The sequence below is a fragment of the Paenibacillus sp. EKM206P genome (assembly GCF_011066155.1).
GTDB classification, from domain to species: domain Bacteria; phylum Bacillota; class Bacilli; order Paenibacillales; family Paenibacillaceae; genus Paenibacillus; species Paenibacillus polymyxa_D.
In genome coordinates this window covers 242,971-267,514 of sequence record NZ_JAAMNQ010000002.1, presented here as the reverse complement: position 1 = coordinate 267,514, position 24,544 = coordinate 242,971, and the positions used below count along the sequence as shown (strand labels likewise).

The window sequence follows — 24,544 nt, the reverse complement described above, 5'->3', positions numbered from 1 at the left end:
ATTGTTTACTTCACTACACTAGTTTTCTGGTATCTCATTGGATACGCTTTGGACCGTTTGATTAGAAAATCAAAAAATTAAAATCACTTGAAATTATCTTCTAAATTGTCGTCTACTTTGTCAGGCTCAAACTCGACCGTTCTGTTTTAAAGCGATAATAATCAGACAGTGAAAGCATCTTATCGTAATCGCGACTCATTGAAGCGTTCATATATTCTGAAAATGTCGATACAGCAGTCTCTTTGGGCTTATCGGGAAGTTTATAAGGTTCCTTATCCCCTCCAAAAGCCGTAACAATTACGGTCAAACCCCCTCCTAGGGCAACCAAGCAAGCCAACTTATTACGCGATACAAGCCTCAATAAACAAAACCCTCTTTGTTGTAAATTTTACCACCTATTTTCAACGTATCTCAACTTAAAAAGATGCTATAAAACGCAGCATAACTTCTTGTAAAACCCCATTCATTTAAATCTAAGGCCATCTCTTCAATATAATTTTATTTTAACGTAAATTCTCACTGAATACCTTTGTTACCTTATGTAATGTCGTCTTCCCATCCTGTAAACTAAGTTCCATCAAGCGGTAACCGCTGGATCATAGAGAGGATGAGATATTTATGAGTTTGGAAAATAGAGTTTTTGCGATACAAGCTGGTCTGGACGGACGTGTAAATGCAGTTATAGATCAAACCCTTGCCGAAAAGCGTCTGATCGGCACAGTCGTCATGATATATATGGATGGTTCACCCGTGTATGTCCGAGCGGCAGGGCTGGCTGATCGAGAAGAACAACGTCCTATGCAAGAGGATGCTTTATTTCGGCTTTCTTCTGTATCCAAACCGATTGTATCTACTGCGGCTTTGGTTTTGGCAGCCCAAGGATTGATTAAGCTCGATGAATCTATTGAACGCTGGTTGCCCGATTTTCGCCCCCGATTAATCAGCGGTGAGCAGCCCCCCATTACAGTACGCCAATTGCTGACACATACTGCCGGGTTGACCTATGGCTTTTTAGAGGAAGAAGGCGGGGGTCCCTATCATCGTGCAGGCGTATCAGATGGCATGGATTTTTCAAATCTTACGCTGGAGGAGAACTTGCAACGTTTGGCTTCTGTGCCTCTGTTATATACACCGGGTAAAGCATGGGGATATTCAATTGCCACTGATGTGCTCGGCGCTATCATTAGCCGTGTATGTGGCACAACCCTTGATGCAGCTGTTAAAAAGCTCGTTACCGAACCTCTCGGTATGCACGACACCAGTTTCGCGGTCGCGGATGCCGGACGGCTTGCGGCTCCTTATGTCAACGATATATCAGAACCCCGGCGAATGCGTGAGCTTGAGGTTGCGCAGGTTTTTGAAGGCACCGCAGGACTTCGTTTTCAGCCTGCACGAGCCTTTGATCCCACGGCTTTCCACTCTGGTGGCTCGGGTATGATTGGCAGCGCAAAAGATTTCATGCGACTGCTGGAAACACTGCGAAACGGCGGCAATCCGTTACTTTCAGAGGAATGGGTCCGCGAAATGGGCACCATCCAGACCGGGAGCCTTCCCTTGGCAGGCTGGCCGGGGCGGGGTTTTGGATTAGGATTCACCGTACTCCAAGATCCCGATGAAAGCGGAACAGCAGAATCACCCGGAACGTGGCGTCTCGGAGGAGCTTATGGTCATTCGTGGTTCGTTGATCCCGCACTAAGACTCAGTGTGGTCGCCTTTACCAATACAGCATTTGAAGGGATGTCAGGTCCGTTTACAACCGAGCTTTGCCAAGCCATTTACGGTAGCTCAAATAGGGTCTAATAAAGTAGGGGTTACATGTTTATGGTCTACAGGCGAGGACAGGACAATTAACGTGGTAGAGTGCCCATGCTTTCCACACTCATCCCCGAACTGCTCCAGCTTGAGCATAGACTCAACCATGACTTTCAGTAAGTAATTTTGCTCGCCGCTGATTCTATGGCACTCAATGACTTCAGGTGCAGATTGGCAAAACTCAACAAATGAATTGCATTGATTCGTGTGCACGAGCACGTGAGCCATGATCGGTTTTCCAACTTTCTCATGTGAAACTGTGGCACGATATCCGGTGATAATACCTTTATCCTCCATGCGCCGTACTCTTTCCGTTACGGCAGGCTGGGAAAGTCCAACCTCCTTACCCAGCTCGGTCATGGAGATACGCGCCTGGTTTTGTAGACACAACAAAATTTTATGATCCACTTGGTCCATCAAATCCATCTCCTTAAGTTCAAGGCAATATTGTAAAAATACAATTATTATTGTGTGTTATTTCGAGTATTGACTTATTATTTTATGATTTAATGAAATATTAGCATGCAAAATCAAGGACGTAAAGTAGGAGGACATGGAGAGGGAATGAAACTAATGAAATATAGTAAGCCTCTGCTTTTCATCGCACTTGGCCTATTTGGTGTATACACGATTGAGTTCGGTGTGGTTGGCATTTTGCCGGTCATCATTGAACGTTTTCATATTACGGCAGCTCAGGCCGGGTTTCTTGTCAGTTCATTTGCATTGATCATCGCGCTGTTCGGTCCCTTCATGGTGCTATTGATGTCCAGGTTTAACCGCAAGCGAATCATGACAATATCGTTGTTTGTTTTTGCCATAACAAGCTTGCTGTCAGCCTATACATCCAACTTTTATCTACTAGTGATTTTACGTATCATTCCGGCTCTGTTTCACCCGGTGTACTTCTCGCTTGCCTTTGTCGCCGCTACTGCGTTGTACCCCCCGGAAAAGGCAACGCAAGCTTCCGCCAAAGCCTTTCTCGGCACGAGCATGGGAATGGTACTAGGTATTCCAATTACGGCCTATATCGCCAATCAAATTTCATACGAGGCCTCCTTCTGGTTTACTGCGGTAGCGAATGGGATTGCAGGGATTGGTATTTTATTCATGCTGCCGGATACACCACAAGCCGAAATGTTCTCCTATCGGAAGCAGCTTGGCATTTTGCGTAAAATACCACTGTGGCTCAATATCGGGGCAGCTACTTTTATTTTTGCAGCCATGTTCTCGGTGTATAGCTATTCTGCCGAATATTTGGGACAAAACACAGGGATGAGCAGCAATCTTATCAGTTTTCTGCTTATTATTTTCGGCATCGGCGGAATGCTCGGCAATCTATTGGCTGGCAAGCTCATGGGCTTGCATAAGGTACGCACCGCTCTTTTTCATCCAGTAGTCTTGGGGGGCACCTATTTGCTGCTGTACGGGATCAGTTCTTCATTTATCCCTACGCTCTTCATCATTATTGTGTGGGGGGCCGTTCATACCAGCGGACTGATTGTCGCCCAGATTTGGGTGATTGATGAGGCCAAAGAAGCTCCCGCGTTTGCCAACAGTCTTTACATCTCGTTTATTAACCTAGGGGTTTCGCTGGGCTCGCTGGCAGGGGGATGGTTTATTGCCAGAGCCGGTATCCAGGGGACGCTGTGGAGCGGTTTGCTGTTCGCCATGCTGGCGATGGTATGTATCGGGACTAAAGTAATTTACCCACGTATTTTTCGAAAATATAAAAGGTTAGATGTGCAAAACTAAAGAGTTGCAAGAGGGCCAAGCCTGTTATCATAAAAAAAAACCGGTCAACACTTTGTATGGTGTTGAACCGGTTTTTGTTTAATGATTTATTCCTGCCTGTCGGATTGGATTAGAATGAAACATGCACTTCGTTGCGAATTAAATCAACGTATAACCACCATCCGGGAACAGCACGCTTCCGGTGGTAAGCTTGTTCGCCATCAGATACAACACAGTATGTGCAATTTCCTCATTATACCCCACCCCGGTGTAAACAGATGGCCGAATGCTCCGACTTTTTCAAAAAACGCCTAAACCTCTTCCTCTATTTGATTATTAAGCACGTTGATTATGTAAATTCGTATTATTCTCAGCTACCCTATAGGGATTATATAATAACTATTTTAAAGGAATACTTATTTTTATTCAGATGGGCTTCCCTGCACTGAGCTTTTGCGATAGGATGTCGGCGACTGGCCCGACCAGCGCTTGAACTGTCTGCTAAAATGCGCAATATCCCCATAGCCGAGCATATCGGCAATTTGTTGCACCGACCATTGCGGATCAGCCAACAGCAACTTGGCCTCATGCAGCACAAGCCCGGATAGATATACACGGGGGGAAACGCCGAAAACACTACGGAATACACGATTACAATGGGATACGCTAATACCTAACTCGGAGGAAATCCCCTCGATCCCATCCTGTTTTTCCACCGAGCCAGCCTGCCCATAGGGCTGATTCACTCTGCCCTGAAGACGACTGGCAATCTGATGGGCAAGCTCTGCCTGCACATATCCACGCCCTGGCAGATGAGCGGCTTCGCTGGATACAGCCTCCCACAACGTTGCGAACAGTTCAAACACAGCAGATTGAATCCGCATTCGCTTTGCCACCGAATCACTACCAATTCCTATGTCTTCCGGCGTTGAAAGATCGAGCAACTTGCCCAGCGCTGGTCCCATCTGCCCTGCCACTGTGCCTTCAGCTGGAAACAGCACCTGCTCCAGACGACTCAGCAGCGAGAGAAACAGCTTATCATCAATGTCGAAATGCATACAAAAATACGTAAATCCCTCTCCGTTACTATGACTGGAGTGAACAATCCCCGGACGCAGCAGCACCAGATCACCCTGTCGCTGGGTATAGCTACGACCATCCACAACCATGATCTGTTCTCCCGCAAGCACGATGTTAATTTCATATTGAGGATGCTCGTGTGGCGGATAGCTCCAGTCTCTTCCCACACTTCGTGTATGAATGGCAAACAGATTGACTGTGGTCCGCACATCGGGAAAAAAGAATTCCTCTCCGGCAGCTGTAAGGTCCGGATGATGGGGACGCTTCGGTAAACGTGGTGACGACATGTTTTCCCTCCTGGCTTACTTACATGGATATACCCCAGTATATCGCTTTCAGCGCGATTTGGATAAATAGTTGAGCGATTTGACAATGGTTCCCCGCCACATGACATGCTAGGCTCTAAGTGAAGTTAATCAAAGTTGAACTTTATCATGAAAGGGGTTTCATTATATGTCGAAAAATATATTTTATAACACACAGCATGCACCTATCGGTTCTTTTTCCAGCTTTACACTTGGGTTTAAGGGTAATCGCGGCGGACTTGGTTTGGAGCTGGGCAAGCCTGCCGACGAAAATGTATATATCGGGCTGCAATCCAGAGATGGCGAATCATACGAGGCGCTTCCCTTCTTTGCATCCACACAGGATGAAAGTGCCCGCTACGACGTGGAGAAAAAGGGTAAACGAACGGAACCGCAGCTTATGGCCTTTGCTGATTCCGACATTACCCGTGAGCTAAAAGTAGGAACGGATACATGGCAGGCCGGCGATTTGACGTTCCGGCTGTACTCTCCTGTTCGCCCGGTACCCGAGCCGGGAATTGCAGGTATGGATGAACTGCGAGCAGCGTTGGTTCCGGCGGTATTCGCCGAGCTAACCGTCGATAACACGCAGGGGACTGCAGCGCGAAGAGCTTTTTTCGGCTATCAGGGCAGTGATCCGTATAGCGGCATACGCATTATAGGAGAAGATCCGCGCAGGGACACTACGGATTCTACCCCATTGGAGGAAAGACTCACAGGCATCGGCCAAGGGCGCAGTACAGCCATTGTGACCAACAGCAGCGAAGCAGTACCTGCCAGCGGATTTGCAATGGAGAAGCTGCTTGGGGAGACCATGGCCGAGAATTTATCCTTTGGCCTGGGCACGACGGGTGCGCTCCTGATGGACGTTCCCGCAGGTGAGAAGCGCACATATGCCTTCGCCATATGCTTCTATCGCGGCGGCATTGTGACAACAGGCATCGAAGCGTCGTATTACTATACCCAGCTGTTCAAGGATATTGAGGACGTGGGAAACTATGCGTTGAAGCATTTTACAGACCTGACTGCAGCCTGTGTTCAGGCTAATCGCTGGATGGAGTCGGCAGACCTGAGCCCGGACCAGAAATTTATGCTCGCTCAGGCGATCCACAGCTACTACGGCAGTACTCAACTGCTGAGTCACCAAGCGGACGGAGAACCGATCTGGATTGTGAACGAAGGCGAGTATCGGATGATGAATACCCTCGATCTGACGGCGGATCAGCTTTATTATGAATTGATTTTGAATCCATGGACGGTACGCAACGAGCTGGAGTGGTTTGTCCAAAGGTACAGCTATCGGGATGAGGTACGCTTTCCGGGAGAGGAACAGACCTATCCCGGTGGTATCACGTTTACCCATGATATGGGCGTAGCCAACGTGTTCTCCCGGCAGGGATACTCCTGTTATGAGCTGGCAGGGATTGACGACTGCTTCTCTTACATGAGCCACGAGGAACTGATGAACTGGCTTTGCTGCGCCACGGTATATATCGAGCAGACACAGGATCAGTCATTTACGACACGTATGCTACCTGTTTTGTGTGACTGCTTCGAAAGCATGCTACGACGGGATCACCCCGACCCGGCACAACGAAACGGCTTGATGGGCTTGGACAGCTCTAGAACCCGGGGAGGCGCGGAAATTACGACCTACGACAGTCTGGACGTATCTCTGGGTCAGTCCCGCAACAACATCTATCTGGGCAGCAAATGCTGGGCTGTATATGTTGCTCTGGAAAAGATATTTGCCTCAAAAGGGCTTAACTCCCTTTCACAGGAGGCTGGCTTACAGGCAGACAAATGCGCAGCAGCGATCACAGCACATATGACAGACAAGGGCTATATTCCAGCAGTTATTCAGGAAGGTAATGACTCGCAGATTATTCCTGCCATTGAGGGACTGATCTTCCCTTACTTTACAGGATGTGAGGCTGCGCTTAAGCCTGATGGACGGTTCGGTGGATATATCCAAGCACTGCGGCGCCATTTGGAAACTGTACTGGTACCGGGAGTTTGTCTGTTTGAAGACGGAGGCTGGAAGCTGTCCTCGACCAGTAACAACTCCTGGCTGAGCAAAATCTATCTGTCACAGTTTATTGCCCGCGAGCTGCTGGAACTGCCTTGGGAAGAAGCTGGTCAGGCCGCAGACGCTGCCCACGTCTCATGGCTTCTTCACCCTGAAGAATCCTATTGGTGCTGGAGCGATCAGATACTCTCGGGCATTGCCCATGGCAGTAAATATTATCCGCGCGGAGTTACCGCTATTTTGTGGCTGTATGAAGGCAACGGCAACCGTCTGACTCTCCCAGAGCATATGAGTCAGGATCAGAAACAGCATGTCTGAGGATCATCTTCACCTGCCCAAAAGGAGGCTCCAATATGAGCAAGCTTATGGATATGCCAAAAGAAAGCGGCTATGCGGCTTGGCTGCATTACAGCCGCAATAGTAAGGTACAAAAGCTGCCCGCTTGGTGCAGGGTCATCGTGGTCCATGAGACAGATGAAGTGCTTCAATCGGCTGCGAGTGAGCTTCAGCACGGATTGACCTCCATGTTTGGACAGCAGCCGAAAATCAGCACCGTTCCTGTAAATGCGCCATTCATTGCGCTGGGTACGTTCCCAACGCATCCTTTGGTCGCAGAACGATTCAGTGCGACGGAACAGGCAGAAGTGGGCGCGGAAGGCTACCGAATTCGCGGGCTAGAGATGCCAGATCCGGCATATTCAGCTTTGCACAGTAACGATGAGTTCAAAGGACCGTACGTTATAGTCGCGGGGCAGACCTCCAAAGGCGTATTGTATGGAGTCTTTCATCTGCTGCGCTACCTTCAAGGAGGATTAGACGGCAAACTGAAACCCGCCGCCGAGGAATCATTGCACGCTCCCCTTCTAGACCTATTGTCTAATCCAGCTAATCCCATCCGTATGATCAACCACTGGGATAACATGGATGGTAGTATTGAACGCGGGTATGCGGGTGGGTCCATTTTCTACGACAATAATGCCTTTACTGCAAATATGGAGCGCCTGCGAGACTATGCCCGTCTACTCGCTTCTGTAGGCATTCAAGCGCTATCCATTAACAATGTGAATGTCCATCAGGTAGAAACCGAGCTGATTACAGATAAATTCCTACCGGATGTGGCCAAAGTAGCTGCGGTATTCCGCGCCTATGGCATACAGATCTACTTGAGCATTAACTATGCCAGTCCTATTCAGCTCGGCAGGTTAACTACAGCCGATCCCTTGGAACCAGCTGTAGCTGAATGGTGGCAGACCAAAGCCCAGGAAGTTTACGCCGCCGTTCCTGATCTGGGTGGTTTTGTGGTCAAAGCCGATTCCGAAAATCGGCCCGGACCGTTCAGCTACGGGCGCCATCACGCCGATGGAGCCAATATGCTGGCAGATGCGTTGCAGCCCTATGGCGGACGTGTGATTTGGCGCTGCTTTGTCTACAATTGCAAGCAGGACTGGCGCGACCGCAAGACGGATCGAGCTCGCGCAGCCTTTGACCATTTTAAACCACTGGATGGGCTGTTTCGGGAAAATGTCATTTTACAGATCAAAAATGGTCCCATGGATTTTCAGGTGCGGGAGCCTGTCTCCCCCCTGTTCGGTGGGCTGGAAGCCACTCAGGTGCTACTGGAATTTCAGATTGCGCAAGAGTACACCGGCCAACAGAAGCATCTATGTTACCTTGTTCCGCAATGGAAGGAAGTATTGGATTTTGATACTTACGCCCAAGGAAAAGGCTCCACCATCAAGCGTATTGTGAGTGGCGCCCTGCATTCTCCCAAACCTACCAACTATGGAATAGCCGCTGTATCCAATATTGGTGCAGACACCAATTGGACCGGACATTTGCTCGCCCAGTCCAATCTTTATGGCTATGGTCGACTGGCATGGGACCCGGAGCTGTCTGCGGAGGAAATCGCTGATGAGTGGGTTCGGCTGACGTTTGGCAGACAAGGGAATAGCGAAGGCGACACAGATTTAATTTCTACCATTAAACAGATGCTGCTCGATTCATGGAATATCTACGAATCCTACACCGCCCCTCTGGGGGTCGGCTGGATGGTCAGTCCCGATCACCACTATGGGCCGGATGTAGACGGGTACGAATATTCCAAGTGGGGAACCTACCATTTTGCTGATTGCCGAGGGATTGGAGTAGATCGCACGACCGCAACCGGGACCGGCTATGCAGGACAATATTTTGCTCCCCATGCCGATATCTATGAATCTACGGACACCTGTCCGGATGAGCTGCTCTTATTCTTTCACCATGTTCCTTATACACACTTGCTCCATTCCGGCCAAACTATCATACAGCACATTTATGATACCCATTTTGAAGGTGCAGAACGTGCGGCCCATCTTCGAGACACATGGGTTAGTCTACGAGGGCAACTGAATGATACCATGTATGAACAGGTGCTGGAGCGGCTGGAGCATCAGGCAGAGCATGCCAAAGAATGGCGGGATCGGATCAATACGTATTTCTACCGTAAAAGCGGCATTGCCGACCAGAAGGATCGCTCTATTTATTAAGCAGGCTGTCTCGGCAATACTTTCCATACAGACTGGAACAAGACTTTTATACGCTTAGGTTCATTTTCTCCTATACTGGCTTGGCTATCCGCACATCACTAAAGGGCATGCGTCTCCTCAGACCTATGCCTTATTTTTTTGCCTGTAGACTTTTAGGCACACGGTTGCTTACGTAAAATGTCATATTTGTCCACCTTGAGTGCGCAATAAATTCTTCTTTTTATGCAACCGCTTGCTTTATACTATTTTTGTAGACGTTTACAAAATGTTGTCGAATTAGACTATGCTTTGGGGAGGATGATCGGTTTGACCTTGTATCGAAGTCTATGGAAAAAAGGGTGTATGCTTCTACTAAGCCTTGTGCTGTCTCTGACTGCCTTCATTGGCTCACCCTCTAATACGGCGAGCGCAGCGGTTGCAGATGATTTTCAAGCTTCCGTCATGGGACCGCTGGCGAAAATCAATGACTGGGGTGCCTTTAAAAAGCAGCTACAAACGTTGAAAAACAATGGCGTGTATGCCATCACTACCGACGTCTGGTGGGGCTATGTGGAGAGCGCAGGAGATAACCAGTTCGATTGGAGCTACTACAAGACCTATGCAAATGCCGTGAAAGAAGCGGGACTGAAGTGGGTTCCTATTATCTCTACGCATAAGTGTGGAGGAAATGTGGGAGATGACTGTAACATCCCACTGCCAAGCTGGCTGCCGAGCAAGGGCAGTGCAGATGAAATGCAATTCAAGGACGAAAGCGGCTATGCCAATAGTGAAGCCCTCTCCCCATTGTGGAGCGGAACCGGTAAACAATATGACGAGCTGTATGCCTCATTCGCTGAAAACTTTGCCGGATATAAAAGTATCATTCCCAAAATTTATTTGAGCGGCGGTCCTTCTGGGGAATTGCGCTATCCGTCCTACTATCCAGCAGCAGGGTGGAGCTACCCGGGACGAGGCAAGTTCCAAGCTTATACTGAAACAGCCAAAAATGCATTCCGCACAGCTATGAATGACAAGTACGGATCATTGGACAAGATTAATGCTGCTTGGGGCACCAAGCTGAGCAGTCTTAGCCAAATCAATCCACCGACCGATGGGGACGGATTTTACACGAACGGCGGGTATAATTCCACATATGGAAAGGATTTTCTGTCGTGGTACCAAAGTGTACTTGAGAAGCATCTGGGCGTCATCGGAGCAGCGGCCCACAAAAACTTCGATTCTGTGTTTGGTGTCCGGATCGGGGCCAAAGTTTCCGGTCTGCACTGGCAAATGAACAATCCTGCTATGCCGCACAGCACAGAACAAGCAGGTGGATATTATGATTACAACCGTCTCATTCAGAAATTCAAGGATGCCGATCTAGACTTGACATTTACTTGCCTGGAGATGAGTGACAGTGGCACAGCACCGAATTATTCCTTGCCGTCCACCCTGGTTGATACCGTCTCCTCCATCGCGAATGCCAAGGGTGTTCGCCTGAATGGTGAAAATGCACTCCCGACAGGCGGCAGCGGCTTCCAAAAAATCGAGGAGAAAATCACGAAGTTCGGTTATCACGGGTTTACGTTATTGCGCATCAACAATCTCGTCAACAATGATGGCTCACCAACCGGTGAGTTGAGTGGATTCAAACAATATATCATCAGCAAAGCCAAGCCTGACAATAATGGCGGTACAGGCAACAAAGTAACGATATACTACAAAAAAGGCTTTAACTCACCTTACATTCACTACCGTCCGGCTGGCGGAAGCTGGACTGCAGCGCCAGGTGTGAAAATGCAGGATGCCGAAATTAGCGGCTATGCTAAAATTACCGTCGATATCGGTTCTGCCTCCCAATTGGAAGCCGCTTTTAATGACGGCAATAACAACTGGGACAGCAACAACACCAAAAACTACTCCTTCAGCACGGGCACTTCTACGTACACGCCCGGTAACAGCGGCAATGCGGGAACGATCACATCTGGCGCTCCAGCGGGTACGATTCCCGGGGATGGCGGCGGTACAACTAACAAGGTAACGGTATACTACAAAAAAGGCTTTAACTCGCCTTATATTCACTACCGCCCAGCTAACGGAAACTGGACTGCCGTACCCGGTGTGAAAATGCAGGATGCCGAGATTAGCGGCTATGCCAAAATTACCGTTGATATCGGTTCTGCCTCCCAATTGGAAGCTGCTTTTAATGACGGCAATAACAGTTGGGACAGCAATAACTCGAAGAACTACCTTTTCAGCACTGGAACTTCTACCTACACACCCGGCTTGAACGGGGCTGCAGGATCTATCCGAACGGGGGCACCTTCGGGGGGCGTCCTCAGCGTAGGGGCTTCTACCTACGCAACCGACCTCAACGAAGTGGCAGGACCTATCCCAACAGAAAAACTTTCGGGTGTAACCTTAAACGTAAGCACTTCTACCTACACACCCAATGTTAACGGAGTTGAAGTAACTGCTCAAACGGAGGCGCCTTTAGGCGCCTTCACTCCTATAGATCCGGGTACCCTTTCCAAGCCCACTCCCCTCAACGTAGACTGGAGCGAACAGAGCATTTATTTTATCATGACAGACCGATTTAGCAACGGAGATCCGTCCAACGATAACTACGGTGGCTTCAATTCCAACAACAGCGATCAACGCAAGTGGCATGGTGGCGATTTTCAAGGTATTATTAACAAACTCGACTACATTAAAAATATGGGGTTTACCGCGATCTGGATTACCCCGGTAACGATGCAAAAGAGTGAATACGCTTACCACGGCTATCATACGTATGATTTTTATGCGGTAGACGGGCATCTCGGTACAATGGACAAGTTCAAAGAGCTGGTTGGTAAGGCACATGACAAAAATATCGCTGTGATGCTGGACGTCGTCGTGAATCACACAGGTGATTTCCAACCGGGGAACGGCATCGCCAAGGCTCCTTTTGATAAAACAGATTGGTATCATCACAATGGTGAAATTACAGGTGGGGACTACAACTCTAACAACCAATGGAAAATTGAAAACGGTGATGTGGCTGGACTGGATGACCTAAATCATGAAAACCCCGCTACCGCAAATGAGCTTAAAAACTGGATCAAATGGCTGCTGAATGAGACAGGCATCGACGGACTGCGGTTGGATACCGCCAAGCATGTACCGAAGGGTTTTCTAAAGGATTTTGACCAAGCCGCCAATACCTTCACCATGGGTGAAATTTTCCATGGCGACCCTGCTTATGTGGGGGATTACACCCGGTATCTCGATGCCGCATTGGATTTTCCGATGTATTATACAATCAAGGATGTCTTCGGACACGATCAATCCATGAGAAAAATCAAGGAACGCTACTCCGATGATCGTTACTATCGCGATGCCCAGACCAACGGTGTATTTATTGACAATCATGATGTAAAACGTTTCCTGAATGACGCCTCCGGCAAGCCGGGTGCTAACTATGACAAATGGCCACAGCTCAAAACTGCTTTGGGCTTTACTCTGACATCACGCGGAATTCCAATCATCTACCAAGGTACTGAGCAAGGCTTTAATGGCGGAGATGATCCCGGCAATCGGGAGAATATGGCTTTCAACTCCAACCATGACCTGTATCAGTACATCGCTAAGCTGAACAATGTGCGCAACAACCACCCTGCTCTGCAAAACGGCAGCCAAAAGGAAAAATGGGTGGACGACTCCTTTTACAGTTTTCAGCGCTCTAAAAACGGTGACGAGGCCATCGTATTTATCAACAACTCCTGGAATAGTCAAACCCGCACGATTGGCAACTTCGATAATCTGTCCAACGGAACCCGCCTGACCAACCAGCTAAGCAACGACTCCGTTCAGATTAACAATGGTTCAATCACCGTGACTCTCGCTCCAAAGGAAGTTAAAATTTTCACCAAGTAAACAGCGTTATTCAGTTACACTGGTTATTCAGATGTGCTAAAATAAATGATAGAAGGATATACTAAAAAAGAGCAAGGATGCTGGTAACATCCCTACTCTTGGCAACAGCCGCTTTGAAGAGCGGTCGGCTGAAAAGGGCTAGCTATTAGAAATAGACCGTGTTCCCCTCTCCAGGGCGGTCTATTTCTTTTTGTTTTGGTTCAACGCAATAACAATCGTAACGATTAATCCGATCAACGCTATTAATAGCGTGCCGAACATCATCATTAATGTCAGAGCATCCTTAACCTCCACAGGCATCACCTCCCTTCCGGGAGATTAGCCGACCGCCCACCTAAGCCATTCTGTTGTTACTGGAATTATAGCACGTAAATCCGTCCTTAAGCGACAACATTTTACAGCTTCATCCAGCCAATCTTATATGGACACTCATCGTCCTTTGCTGCTTACACATTCTACTGTGTCTCTATATGGGTATAGCTTCTTAACGCCAATAAAAGCCCAAGCACAAAAATGATGCAAATACTGATAATCCCTCCAGGAACATTCGTAAATGTTCTGCCCAGTGTGCCATGTGGAGAAAACAATAACGGCACGGTCCATGGATAAAAGGTATTTCCAGGTGTATTAACCAAAACAAAATTTAAACACATAACGGTACACATCCCCATAATGGCGGGCACAAATTTTCTCCAGCGAATGGCGAAGAACGTGATGATCGGGATGAGCATAGCGTGCATAATAATCATTTTAGTGAAGATTCCAAGCTGATATATAACGATTTCAAAGGTTAGCGGTCTGGCCGTAATAAACATACCCAATATCGCAGATAGCACAAATGCTAACAGCAGGCTAACAGCGATGTACATATAGATAACGAGCAGCTTGCTGAAGTAAATCCGAGTTCGGCGAACTGGGTTTGTAAACAGTGCAATATGAGTGTTCTCCTGGTATTCTCTCGCATAGATATAGCAGGTCAAAATGTAATAGCTCATATATCCAGTTATTAAATTAATGGAGGATACCAAATCCATAAAGTATTCATTCCATCCATCACGATCCAAGGAAAGTTTAGGATTTATGGCGTAAGTACTAAAAGTCAAAAATACGGTTGCCATTAAAATAAACACACTTAGAAAAAGAATTTTAGTTCCTTTCAGCTTCAAGCACTCTGCTCTAAACAGGTCAAACATAGTAGCCCTCCTTTCAAAAAATCTTCATTTAGGCTCTTCTTTGATATGTCCATATGGATAAAAACAATCCAAGAAGAAAGATCACGGATAAGCTGAGCCATGCTATTGAAACATTGGTAGGTATAGTCGCACTTCCTTCATTGGGCGACAAAAGATAGGGTACAATCCACGGATACCATTCACTTTTATACATAAAATTTAAAAATATAACAGTACAAACTACGAGTACAACCACCATAATGCTCTTCCAGCGTATAGCAAAAAAAGAGGCAATTGGGATTAACATCGCATGCATCACACACATTTTGGCAAACACTTGAATTTGGTATACCCAGATAGCCATCGTTAAAGGTCGATTTGTAATAAGCATGCCTAATACTGCAGACAGAAACAGAACGATAAATAGCGACACAATAATAAATCCATAAATAATGATCAATTTACTAAAATAAAATTTTGCCTTGGTGACAGGCGTAGTAAACATAAAGAGGTGCGTGTTTTCCTGGTACTCTCTCGCAAAAATATGACCCGTTAAAATGTAATAACTGACAAATCCGGCTGCAACATTAACGAAAAGAACTATGCCTTCAAAATAGTAGGTCCAACCCCGTTTATCAATTGAATATCGGTAAAAAACGGCGCTTGTTACGAATTCCAGCAACACAACAGCCAGCAATATTATAAAACTCAACAAGAAGGCTTTAGAGCCTTTAAGCTTAATGAGCTCTGCTCTAATCACGTCGCCCACCCTCTCCTGAAATGAGAGTCAAAAAGTACTCCTCTAGCGTCTGCTTTGTGGTGTGTATCTCATAAACTGAAAACTGATGATCTATTAACTGTTTATTTAACGCAGATGTATTTTCAATCGGACTATGAATTCTTAGTTGTTGTGGAGATAGCACCTGAGATTGTAGCTGCTTCATGTGCTCTTGTAGAAATGTTTGTACTGCTCCTGCATCGTCTACCTTAAGATCTGTATATTGCTCAAAACCTTCCTCTAACCGGCTCAAACGATCTTCCGCTAACAGTTTTCCATTATGTATAATCCCGATGTGTGTAGCTAACTGCTGAATTTCACTCAAGATGTGACTGGAAATAAGAATTGTTTTCCCGTCTTCCTCGCACAACCGCTTCAATAGCTGACGAATTTCCTTAATTCCAGATGGGTCCAGTCCGTTTGTTGGCTCATCCAATATGAGCAACTCAGGGTCATGAACAAGCGCCCTCGCAATCCCCAATCTTTGCTTCATCCCTAGGGAAAAATCTTTGAACTTCTTTTTACCGGTATGCTCTAAACCTACCGTGGTTAAGGTACGTTCTATTCTTCCATCATCCTTCATTCCCATGTACTTACAGCATATTCTCAGATTATCACGCGCACTCAGGTTTTCGTATAAACCTGGTGTTTCAATAATCGTTCCAATTTTGGAAAAGATAGATGGATAATTCGTCTCCAACCGCTCGCCAAATAAAAAAACCTCCCCACTTGTAGGCTCAATCAGCCTCATCAGCATGCGGATGGTCGTTGTTTTGCCAGCCCCATTCTCACCGAGGAAACCGTAGATACTGCCACGCTCCACGTGTAAGGAAATATCGTCTACAGCTACCGACATCCCGAACTGTTTGCGGAGGCCTTTCGTTTCAATAACATACTGCATTTCTTTCATCCTCCTATACACACCAAATATAATTATTATACAGATTGAATCATCCACAAAATGTAAAAACCATCACATTTATTCATTTGCCAATCATTATCCCGATAAAAACAAAACAGGCACCTGACGAAGCGTACACTTCGTTGCAGGTGCCTTGTTTATATATAAACAACGTGGGATTACTTAGGCCTCAGTAGCCACGTTGATATTGTTCAGGTATGGAAGGCTTCTCACCGCGCAATGCCACCGCTGCATGAGTAGCCCAATATGGATCACGCAGCAATCCACGTCCCACAGCGACCAGATCGGCATCTTCATTGCCGATAACAGACTGCGCCAAGGCTGGTTCATCCAGTGCGCCAACGGCGATGACTGGGATGTTCAGCGCCTCGCGGATTTGGCGAGCAAACGGCACTTGATAGCCCGGATAGTTGCCTGGCTTTCTGGCGCCTGCCGGTCCTTCTCCGCCCGAGCTGACATGGATCACGTCTACGCCTGCAGCCTGATATGCTCGGCTCAGCTCAATAGCATGATCCACATCGTATCCACCATCTACATATTCCACCGCGCTGATGCGGAAGATTAACGGCATACCCGCAGGCATTTCCTTGCGCACAGCCTGAATGACTTCAACGCCGAAAAGGGATAGCTCCTGACCATACACGTCATCACGCTTGTTTGTAACCGGCGAATGGAATTGGTGAATCAAGTAACCATGTGCACCGTGAAGCTCAATCGTATCCACGCCCGCTTGAACCGCACGCCGGGCGGCGTCTGCGAATTTTTGTACCATGCCACGGACTTCCTCTGTGGTCAGTGCGCGCGGCTGTTTATAACTCGCATCCGGGTATGCGATGGCCGAGGGAGCGACCGGCTCTGCTGCATCCTCAGCTTTACGGCCCGCGTGAGCAATCTGAATGCCTACCTTGGACCCGTGCGCATGAATACCGTCAACCAGCTTCTTATAAGCCGGAATATGTTCATCTGACCAAAGACCCAGATCATAATCGGTAATCCGTCCATCCGGTTCCACGTCTGTCATTTCTATAATAATCAGCCCCGTGCCTCCAATTGCTCGGCTTAGGTAGTGAACATGATGCCAATCATTCGGAATCCCATCCTTGGCTGTGACCGAGTATTGGCACATCGGTGCCATGACCACACGATTCTTTAACTCCAAATCTTTGATTGTATACGGTGTAAACAACGAAGTCTTCAAAACGCTCATCTCCTTTTTCATCTCTACCACATAACTAAAAATGCGTTTCAAATTACACGGTCTATTATAAGCACAATCGGCACAGTCCAAACGAAATAAAGAGATTCCCCAACCGGGGTATCCCTCGTATTTGCACCGTGCAGTCATTATGTATATCGTAAGGTTGTAGATGTATTGCACACAATCTATTATCCACAACCTAATAACTTTTTGCAAGTAAATATTTAAATATTATTAAATATTTTTTTGTCTGCATTTTTCCCAACTCTTAGCCATAACACAAAAGACGCCCTTACGGGCGCCCCTGCGAAACCAGTTTTATTGCGCTGAGCCTAATTGGACCCATGCCTTTTCAATCTCTGCAACTGCCTGATCCTTGTTCATGTTACCACTGATATAAGCCTGCATCAGCTCGCCAAATTTTTGATGGAATGTATCCAAGGAGTAGTTAACAGACAGATCACCGGACTTCGACGTTTTCAAAATGCTTTCCATTTCCTTAGGCATTTCCAGATCAGGAAGCGGTGCATCCTTAATTGGAGGAATCACCTTCGCTACCTGGGAGAACCAGTTCTTACCGTATTCCGAAGTGTACAGCCAGTTGAAAAATTCAATCGTTTCCTTCGATACTTCGGAATCCTTATTGATACGCAGTGCCTGATCCGCACCGGTAATGATGACCGATTGATCAGCTTTGTCACTCACCGGATACCCCATGATGCCAATCTTGAGATCAGGGTTAATTTTCTTGATCGCTTCCTCATCCCACGCACCTTTACCCGTCATAAATGCAGCTTTTCCAGATGCAAAATCACTTACTCCCGCATTGCTGTCCCGTTCCAGCGGCTTATCTGTGCCATGTTTCACCGTCAAATCAATGAAGCTAAAGAAGTTGTTGTACAGCACTGGGTAGTCCTTGATTTTTGCTTTACCTGCGATAAAATCACTAACGAGCTGCTTCGACTCCACGCCTGCATCCTGTGCAGCAGCATCTACATAGTGCATGAAGATGTGCTTCCATACCCACCACTCTTTATATGCGTTCGCAAATGGAGTAATGCCCTTCGCCTCCAGCTTGGTGACCGCATCCTGCATCTCTGCAATCGTCTTTGGCGGGGAGGTTATCCCAGCTTTGGTAAGCAAATCTTTGTTGTAAATCAACGAAAACAGGTTCCCCTTCACCGGGAGTCCGAGCACTTTGCCGTCACTGGAACTCATATTCGCTCGAACAGCATCCGTCATGGCTGCTGCTAGCGGCTCATTGGTCAGATCGGCGCTATAATCCGCATACGTGTCGATGTCGCCTCCTGCCGTCGTTTGGAATACATCCGGTGTACTACCTGAAGCTATTTTCGACTTCAGAATCGTGTTGTAGTCTGCCTGCATGATCTCCAAATTGATCTTCACGTTAGGTTTGACCTTCTTATACTCCTCGATATACGCGTTAAAAGCATCGGTATACTCTGGTGAGGCTGTGAACATGTTTATTGTAACCGTTTTCAAATCTTCTTTGCCGCCAGCACTTTCTTTCGACGCATCCGTGCCGCCGCTGCTTCCACATCCGCTCAACAAACCGACCGTCAAAAGCAAACTGCCGGATAACGCCATCATCTTCTTTAACATGGATACTCCCCCATTTGTTTGTGATCAACGTCCATGCGATCATTCTAAAAAATATACTCCAATTTAAAAAGGCAGATTAGTGAAGCATTAAGGGTAAAAAAGTGGTTTATTGCAAGCTCACACGATACTCAGACGGTGATACCTGATAATAATTACGAAAAGCCTTACTGAAATAATTTTTATCTTTGTAGCCGAGCATATCCGAGATTTCTTGTATTTTCAGGCTAGAATCGCCCAGTAGCTCTTTCGCCTTGTCCATCCTAACCTTCTGTACATATTCGTGAATACCGTAACCAAACTGCTGCTTAAACAGCTTCATCAAGTATTCCCGACTCAAAAAATAGGTTTCAGCAAAGAACGAAATTTTAATATCCTCAAAATAATAACGGTCGATGTGCCTTTTGATGTCTGTTATATCAAAGGGCTGGTTCCCCGCTTGAGCATGTTGGACCCCAGCAATGTAAAGCTCCAGCATCCGATTCAATCTCTGACCGTAGTGAACAAAGCTCGTAAAATCAGCAGACAAATCGCTTTCCCCCACGTGCTCCGGTTCTTCCAAAGCTCCATCTTGATTCAACGCTGACGTAGACGCACCCAACTCAATCGCTGCCTCTTTCAGTAGAAAATGGAACTCCCGCATCAATCGATCTGCATCCTGTAAACGGAAAACAGGACCTGTTGCCAATTGTTTCAGCAGATCACCCAGCAGCACCTTTGCCCGGTTTGCCTGACCTGTCTGAGCATCCTTTTGGATCGCCAACAGTTGCTCCGTCCATGACATTTCCTCTGACGTAGCCATTTGCCGGGGCACCGTATGGAGAATAGATTCCCCTTCCAGCTTCAATACATCCGTGCTGTGAATAAGCGTTTTGGCATCCCTATAGGCAGAAGCCAGCTCCACTACGTCTGTACAGAGCTTGCCCACTCCGGCCGCTACTACCATACAGAACAGCCCATGCAGGTTCACAACCGCCTTCTGTGCCACTTGTGCCAGTAGGAGGGACATATGTTCTTCATGCCCTGGGGCCAGGGTACAGATCGAAATGACCTCGCGCTCCCGTCGCGGATGGGGGAAGCTAAAACAACTCAACCGTTCATCTGATGTCTGCGCTAATACATTCGTTACAGCAAAATCCATCAGATCGACATCGCCATGAAAACGTGTCCTGCGAATCTCATCCCTGTTCAGCAGCCGCAGCACGATCACCCCAAAGCGATTCCCCGGCTGATCCGCTCCGATCAATGGGAGCAACGCCGTATTGGCCTGCCTTTTAAAGCTACCGTCCAAAATGGACAAATATAGCTTCTCTTTCAGCTTCGGCAGTGACATATTCAGCGTAATGTTCTGGCTAATGGACTTGTTTTTGCTTTGCTCTCGGCTTTCCAGAATGTCCACTGCTTTGCGCAGTGCCTGGTTCAGATCCTGACGATTGATAGGCTTGAGCAGATAATCCACCACCCGGGATTGAATCGCCTGCCGTGTAAATTCAAAGTCGTTGTAGCCGCTAATGACAATCGTCAACAGATGGGGATATGCCTTCTCGATGGCACGGAGAAATTCGATACCGTTCAGCTCAGGCATTTTCATATCGACCATCACCACATCTATAGGGTGCTGACACAGCAGCTCCAGTCCCAATCTTCCATTCGTCGCTTCATAAATATGTTCGATCCCCAGACGGTCCCAGTCCCCGATAATACGAATGGCTTCGCGCAACGGCTCTTCATCGTCAATAATCAATACGTTATACATGACTACTTCCTCCCCGGGGAATTTGCATTCTCATTTCCGTTCCCGTTTCATCCGTAAGGATGAATAATCCTGCCTGATCTCCATACAAAAGCTTCAACCGTGTGTTCAGATTTTTCAAACCAATATGCTCACTCTCCCGTTCTTCCCATTTTTCATGGAATGAATCCAGCACCAGTCTCAGCTTGTCCTCTGAAAATCCAGGCCCGTTGTCCCTGACTGCAATTGTGGCATTTGCATCTGTAGAACTCGAATCGGCTGAAATGACGATCAGAATATCGCTTGATACTTTTTCCAACGCATGCTTGATAGCGTTTTCCACCAACGTCTGCACAGATAACCTTGGAATCGGCAGCTCCATCAGCATTTCCTCCCATACCACTTCGACCCGCAGTCTCGCCCCGAATCTTGCTTTTTGCAGACCTATATATCGTTCAATATGCTTGAGCTCCTCGCGGGCAGCTACGATATCCTTGCCGTTGATGGAATACCGTAACGTTTGGGCCAACGCATCCACCATATCCGCCATATCGAACATCTCCCGCTTTAATGCCTGTGTGGATATGGCTTGCAGGGCATTGTACAGAAAATGAGGATTAATTTCAGCCTCCAACGCCTTGAGTATGGCGTTCTTTTCGACCAGCTTCATGCGATAGCGCTCATTAATAAGTTCTTCGGTTCTTTGAACCATTTCGTTAAAATGCAGTGACAAATATGCAATCTCGTCATGTCCCTTCACAGGAGCTGTTGCTCCAAAATCTCCGGTGCTAAACCGCTTCATCTGGGTGGACAGCTTATGTAAAGGTCGGGTAATGGCGTTCGAGGTCAGTGTTACTAATATAATAGACACACCTAAAAATAAAGCCCCAATGGCATAGCTCCAGTTTCGTGTTGTCGTAGCTGCTTCATAAATCTGGCGGTATGGGATGGGCTTAATGAGCTGCCACCCATCCTTTTCGCCAGCATCATAGACGACCAAATACTCCTGATTGCCACTGCGATCAGACCACGTTACTCGCCCGCTTCCTCCCTTGCCAATCTGTGCCAACACTCCGGAATCACGCATCCGCTCATATAGCGGAAAGCTGTTCACATAAAAGGGAACCCCTTTAGGGCTCATTAGCATCAATTGGTCCCCTTTGCCCAGTGGAATGTTCTGCATGATTTCATCCACGGTGCTCGTATTGTAATAAAAGGACAGCACCGCCTGCGGGTGACGGGATGCAATCGACCTCAGCACTCGATGGTATGCCATAAAGCTGGCTTGTGGCGCTACATAGCCCATATCAGAGCGGGACCCCACAAAGGATTGAAATGATTCATTCGTGGTACTGGCCATCGCCTCTTTATACCAAGGAAGCTTGGGAATATCTGTATTTACTCCTTTGCGCACCGTAATGTTATACGTCTCCCTGGTCACCACATAGTATTGATGTCGGTCCGCCACGTACAGATAGATCGCTTCCAGATCGGTACGCGAATAAAACATGCTGCGCAAGTAATTCTCAATGACCATTCTCGAAGCATAGTCCCAGTTCTCATTGGCAATCGCGTTCATAATATCGTTGTAACGTAGCTGCGGAAGAGCCAACTGCTGCATTCCCTCCAAGTAATCCTCCAAATTCTGATTGACCAGCAGCAGATTATTGGTCGTGCTGGCGATGCTATGGTTAACCGACTCCTTTTCAATCATCTGATAGGAAATAATTGTGAGTGAGCCCACCACCAGAATAATCACCGAGGTAAAAAGTAGAATGAGCTTGTTCACTAATTTTTGCGTGATTCTCCTCCACATAGAGCGAAGAAACGTTCTTACACGCTCTGACATCATGATAATCGCCCCTTTTGAAAGCGTACACATTTTTACCCTCAACTGTTTTCTTAAATCCATTGGTCCGGCCCTAGAGCTATCCTATACTTTCATTATATCTTAAACAGCTTGGAACGTAAGAGCGGAAAATGTTGAGAAAAAGAGGTGCGTTATGCTGAAAAAAAGGGGAACCCGGGGCGACAAGGGCAGTAAACTGGAATTCGGTTTATTCACACTGCCCGTAATCTTGTGCATTACGATTGCATTTTATATTCCGTTTTTGATGACGATACGCTATTCCCTGACCAAGTGGAACGGCATATCCAAACATCCGAAATTTGTAGGTCTGGATAACTTCAAGCAAATCTTGCTTGGAGACGCCAATTTTGCACATGCAGCCTGGTTTACCGTCAAGTATGCCATCCTGTACATTGTATTGGTGAATGTGCTGGCCATTTTGCTGGCGCTCGTTCTCGATATGAAGTTGAAAAGCTCAGCTTGGTTGCGAGCGGCCTTCTTTATCCCTTATATCCTCAGTCTTGTAATTGTTGGATTCATATGGAAATTTATCTTCATGCAAGGCTTTGAGTCATTGGGTCACAGTACAGGCTGGGGCATCTTCCAGCTCAGTTGGCTGGGTGAGGAAGGGCTCGCGTTTGTTTCCATTTTGGCGGTATCGATCTGGCAATCCATTGGCTTTTACATGGTCATTTATATTGCAGGCTTGCAATCTGTGCCAGAGGATCTAAAAGAAGCTGCCATTGTCGATGGCGCGGGGCCGATTCGGAGATTTTTCAGTATTATTCTACCGATGCTTGCACCTTCCATTACGATCTCAGTCTTCATGGCACTGACCAACTCAATCAAAGTGTTTGACGTCATTTTATCTCTGACCGGCGGTGGGCCGGGAGGTACGACATACAGCATTGCGTATGATATTTACCGGGACACGTTCCAGAACAATCTGTATGGCTACGGAACAGCCAAAGCATTGATTTTATTCGTTGCAGTCCTGATCATTACGATTATTCAATTGTCTATTTTCAAACGCAGGGAGGTTGAAGCCTGATGCAACGCAGCCGTACAGGACGTATTTTGCTAGAAGCGGGCATGATTGTATTATCACTGTTATTTTTGTACCCGCTGTTTCTCGCCATTAACAATTCGTTCAAAAGCTTCGCTGAGGTCATGACCGACGTCATTGCCCTGCCTAAGCAGCTTTCGCTGGATAATTACGTATATGTATGGAAATTCATTGACTATCCACGCCTATTTCTGAATAACACCATTATTACCGTCGTCGGACTGGCAGGTATCGTACTGATATCTTCCATCGCGGCCTACAAGCTGGCAAGAACCAAGAGCAAATGGAGCTCCGTGATTTACATGCTGTGCATTATGCCGATGCTGATCCCGTTTCAGTCCATCATGCTCACTGTCTTGCGACTAGCGAAAGACTTAAATCTGGCAGACAGCACTTGGGGACTTGGCTTGCTGTATTGGGGCTTCGGCGCTCCGCTGGCCGTGTTTATCTATCACGGCTTTGTGAAGGGCATTCCGGTCGAGATTGACGAAAGCGCCAAAATCGATGGGGCCTCGGGCTTCCGGCTTTTCTTTTCCGTAATTTTCCCCTTGCTGAAATCAGTCACCGCCACCATTGTCATTATCGACGTGATGTGGATTTGGAACGATTTTCTGCTTCCGTTACTCATGGTTAACGGCTCGCCCAGCACTAAGACACTGACGCTGGCCGCCTATACCTTCGTCGGACAGTACACATCCGACTGGCAATACGCCATGACCGCGATGGTAATGGCTGTGCTGCCTTCGATTATCGTATTTATTTTTCTGCAAAAATACATTGTCAAAGGCGTTGTTGCCGGAGCCGTCAAAGGCTGATTCAACTACACCC

General features: G+C 47.2%; 18 protein-coding genes and 1 pseudogene. 7 read left to right on the top strand and 12 right to left on the bottom strand.

The window, feature by feature from the left end; genetic code table 11:
• Positions 1-112: 112 nt before the first annotated feature.
• Positions 113-307 carry a hypothetical protein gene (locus G9G53_RS04910; protein ID WP_238437815.1) on the bottom strand — a complete coding sequence of 65 codons (195 nt, stop codon included), beginning with the start codon at positions 305-307 and terminating at the stop codon, positions 113-115.
• A 311-nt stretch (positions 308-618) separates the two neighbouring features.
• Here G9G53_RS04910 and G9G53_RS04905 point away from each other — a divergent pair, with 311 nt between their 5' ends.
• A complete protein-coding gene (locus G9G53_RS04905) occupies positions 619-1,800 on the top strand; it encodes a serine hydrolase domain-containing protein (RefSeq protein WP_165145752.1) in 1,182 nt (393 codons plus the stop codon).
• On the opposite strand, the gene G9G53_RS04900 is transcribed toward G9G53_RS04905, so the two are convergent.
• Positions 1,786-2,229, bottom strand: a complete 444-nt coding sequence (locus G9G53_RS04900) for an Lrp/AsnC family transcriptional regulator (RefSeq protein ID WP_029518733.1) — start codon at positions 2,227-2,229, stop codon at positions 1,786-1,788. The genes G9G53_RS04905 and G9G53_RS04900 overlap by 15 nt on opposite strands.
• Before the next feature lie 147 nt (positions 2,230-2,376).
• On the opposite strand from G9G53_RS04900, the gene G9G53_RS04895 reads away from it, so the two are divergent.
• Positions 2,377-3,564: an MFS transporter gene (locus G9G53_RS04895; RefSeq protein ID WP_425312618.1), complete on the top strand. Its 1,188-nt coding sequence runs from the start codon at positions 2,377-2,379 to the stop codon at positions 3,562-3,564.
• A gap of 138 nt (positions 3,565-3,702) precedes the next feature.
• Here G9G53_RS04895 and G9G53_RS04890 read toward each other — a convergent pair.
• Both G9G53_RS04890 and G9G53_RS04885 read right to left on the bottom strand, forming a co-directional pair.
• Positions 3,703-3,807: pseudogene (locus tag G9G53_RS04890) on the bottom strand (SDR family oxidoreductase); the annotation flags it as partial.
• A gap of 158 nt (positions 3,808-3,965) precedes the next feature.
• Positions 3,966-4,910: a helix-turn-helix domain-containing protein gene (locus tag G9G53_RS04885; RefSeq protein WP_029518735.1), complete on the bottom strand. Its 945-nt coding sequence runs from the start codon at positions 4,908-4,910 to the stop codon at positions 3,966-3,968.
• A 166-nt stretch (positions 4,911-5,076) separates the two neighbouring features.
• On the opposite strand from G9G53_RS04885, the gene G9G53_RS04880 reads away from it, so the two are divergent.
• The 3 genes from G9G53_RS04880 to G9G53_RS04870 all read left to right on the top strand — a co-directional run bounded on the left by G9G53_RS04880 (position 5,077) and on the right by G9G53_RS04870 (position 13,379).
• A complete protein-coding gene (locus G9G53_RS04880) occupies positions 5,077-7,275 on the top strand; it encodes a glycoside hydrolase family 52 protein (protein ID WP_165145749.1) in 2,199 nt (732 codons plus the stop codon).
• 35 nt (positions 7,276-7,310) lie between these two features.
• Entirely contained in the window at positions 7,311-9,482 is a 2,172-nt protein-coding gene (locus G9G53_RS04875) for an alpha-glucuronidase family glycosyl hydrolase (RefSeq protein ID WP_165145746.1), read from the top strand.
• 306 nt (positions 9,483-9,788) lie between these two features.
• Positions 9,789-13,379: a family 14 glycosylhydrolase gene (locus G9G53_RS04870; protein WP_165145743.1), complete on the top strand. Its 3,591-nt coding sequence runs from the start codon at positions 9,789-9,791 to the stop codon at positions 13,377-13,379.
• Between the two features lie 180 nt (positions 13,380-13,559).
• Here G9G53_RS04870 and G9G53_RS26310 read toward each other — a convergent pair whose 3' ends face one another.
• The 8 genes from G9G53_RS26310 to G9G53_RS04835 all read right to left on the bottom strand — a co-directional run bounded on the left by G9G53_RS26310 (position 13,560) and on the right by G9G53_RS04835 (position 22,683).
• Positions 13,560-13,673 carry a putative holin-like toxin gene (locus G9G53_RS26310; RefSeq protein ID WP_016822651.1) on the bottom strand — a complete coding sequence of 38 codons (114 nt, stop codon included), beginning with the start codon at positions 13,671-13,673 and terminating at the stop codon, positions 13,560-13,562.
• A gap of 161 nt (positions 13,674-13,834) precedes the next feature.
• Positions 13,835-14,572 carry an ABC transporter permease gene (locus G9G53_RS04865; protein WP_165145740.1) on the bottom strand — a complete coding sequence of 246 codons (738 nt, stop codon included), beginning with the start codon at positions 14,570-14,572 and terminating at the stop codon, positions 13,835-13,837.
• 28 nt (positions 14,573-14,600) lie between these two features.
• Positions 14,601-15,311 carry an ABC transporter permease gene (locus G9G53_RS04860; RefSeq protein ID WP_165145737.1) on the bottom strand — a complete coding sequence of 237 codons (711 nt, stop codon included), beginning with the start codon at positions 15,309-15,311 and terminating at the stop codon, positions 14,601-14,603.
• Complete coding sequence (locus tag G9G53_RS04855) at positions 15,304-16,230, bottom strand: ABC transporter ATP-binding protein (RefSeq protein ID WP_165145734.1); 927 nt, start codon at positions 16,228-16,230, stop codon at positions 15,304-15,306. Before G9G53_RS04855 ends, G9G53_RS04860 begins: the two co-directional genes overlap by 8 nt.
• A 190-nt stretch (positions 16,231-16,420) precedes the next feature.
• Positions 16,421-17,449 carry an NADH:flavin oxidoreductase/NADH oxidase gene (locus G9G53_RS04850; protein WP_185156344.1) on the bottom strand — a complete coding sequence of 343 codons (1,029 nt, stop codon included), beginning with the start codon at positions 17,447-17,449 and terminating at the stop codon, positions 16,421-16,423.
• A gap of 318 nt (positions 17,450-17,767) precedes the next feature.
• Positions 17,768-19,072, bottom strand: a complete 1,305-nt coding sequence (locus G9G53_RS04845) for an ABC transporter substrate-binding protein (RefSeq protein ID WP_039271867.1) — start codon at positions 19,070-19,072, stop codon at positions 17,768-17,770.
• Positions 19,073-19,178: 106 nt separating this feature from the next.
• Positions 19,179-20,825: a response regulator gene (locus G9G53_RS04840; protein WP_165145731.1), complete on the bottom strand. Its 1,647-nt coding sequence runs from the start codon at positions 20,823-20,825 to the stop codon at positions 19,179-19,181.
• Entirely contained in the window at positions 20,818-22,683 is a 1,866-nt protein-coding gene (locus G9G53_RS04835) for a cache domain-containing sensor histidine kinase (protein WP_029518755.1), read from the bottom strand. Before G9G53_RS04835 ends, G9G53_RS04840 begins: the two co-directional genes overlap by 8 nt.
• A 121-nt stretch (positions 22,684-22,804) precedes the next feature.
• Here G9G53_RS04835 and G9G53_RS04830 point away from each other — a divergent pair, with 121 nt between their 5' ends.
• Positions 22,805-23,701 carry a carbohydrate ABC transporter permease gene (locus G9G53_RS04830; protein WP_029518756.1) on the top strand — a complete coding sequence of 299 codons (897 nt, stop codon included), beginning with the start codon at positions 22,805-22,807 and terminating at the stop codon, positions 23,699-23,701.
• The gene (locus tag G9G53_RS04825) at positions 23,701-24,531 is read left to right on the top strand and encodes a carbohydrate ABC transporter permease (protein WP_039271872.1); all 831 of its coding nucleotides are present in this window, start codon (positions 23,701-23,703) and stop codon (positions 24,529-24,531) included. The genes G9G53_RS04830 and G9G53_RS04825 overlap by 1 nt, the downstream gene beginning before the upstream one ends.
• Positions 24,532-24,544 lie beyond the last annotated feature (13 nt).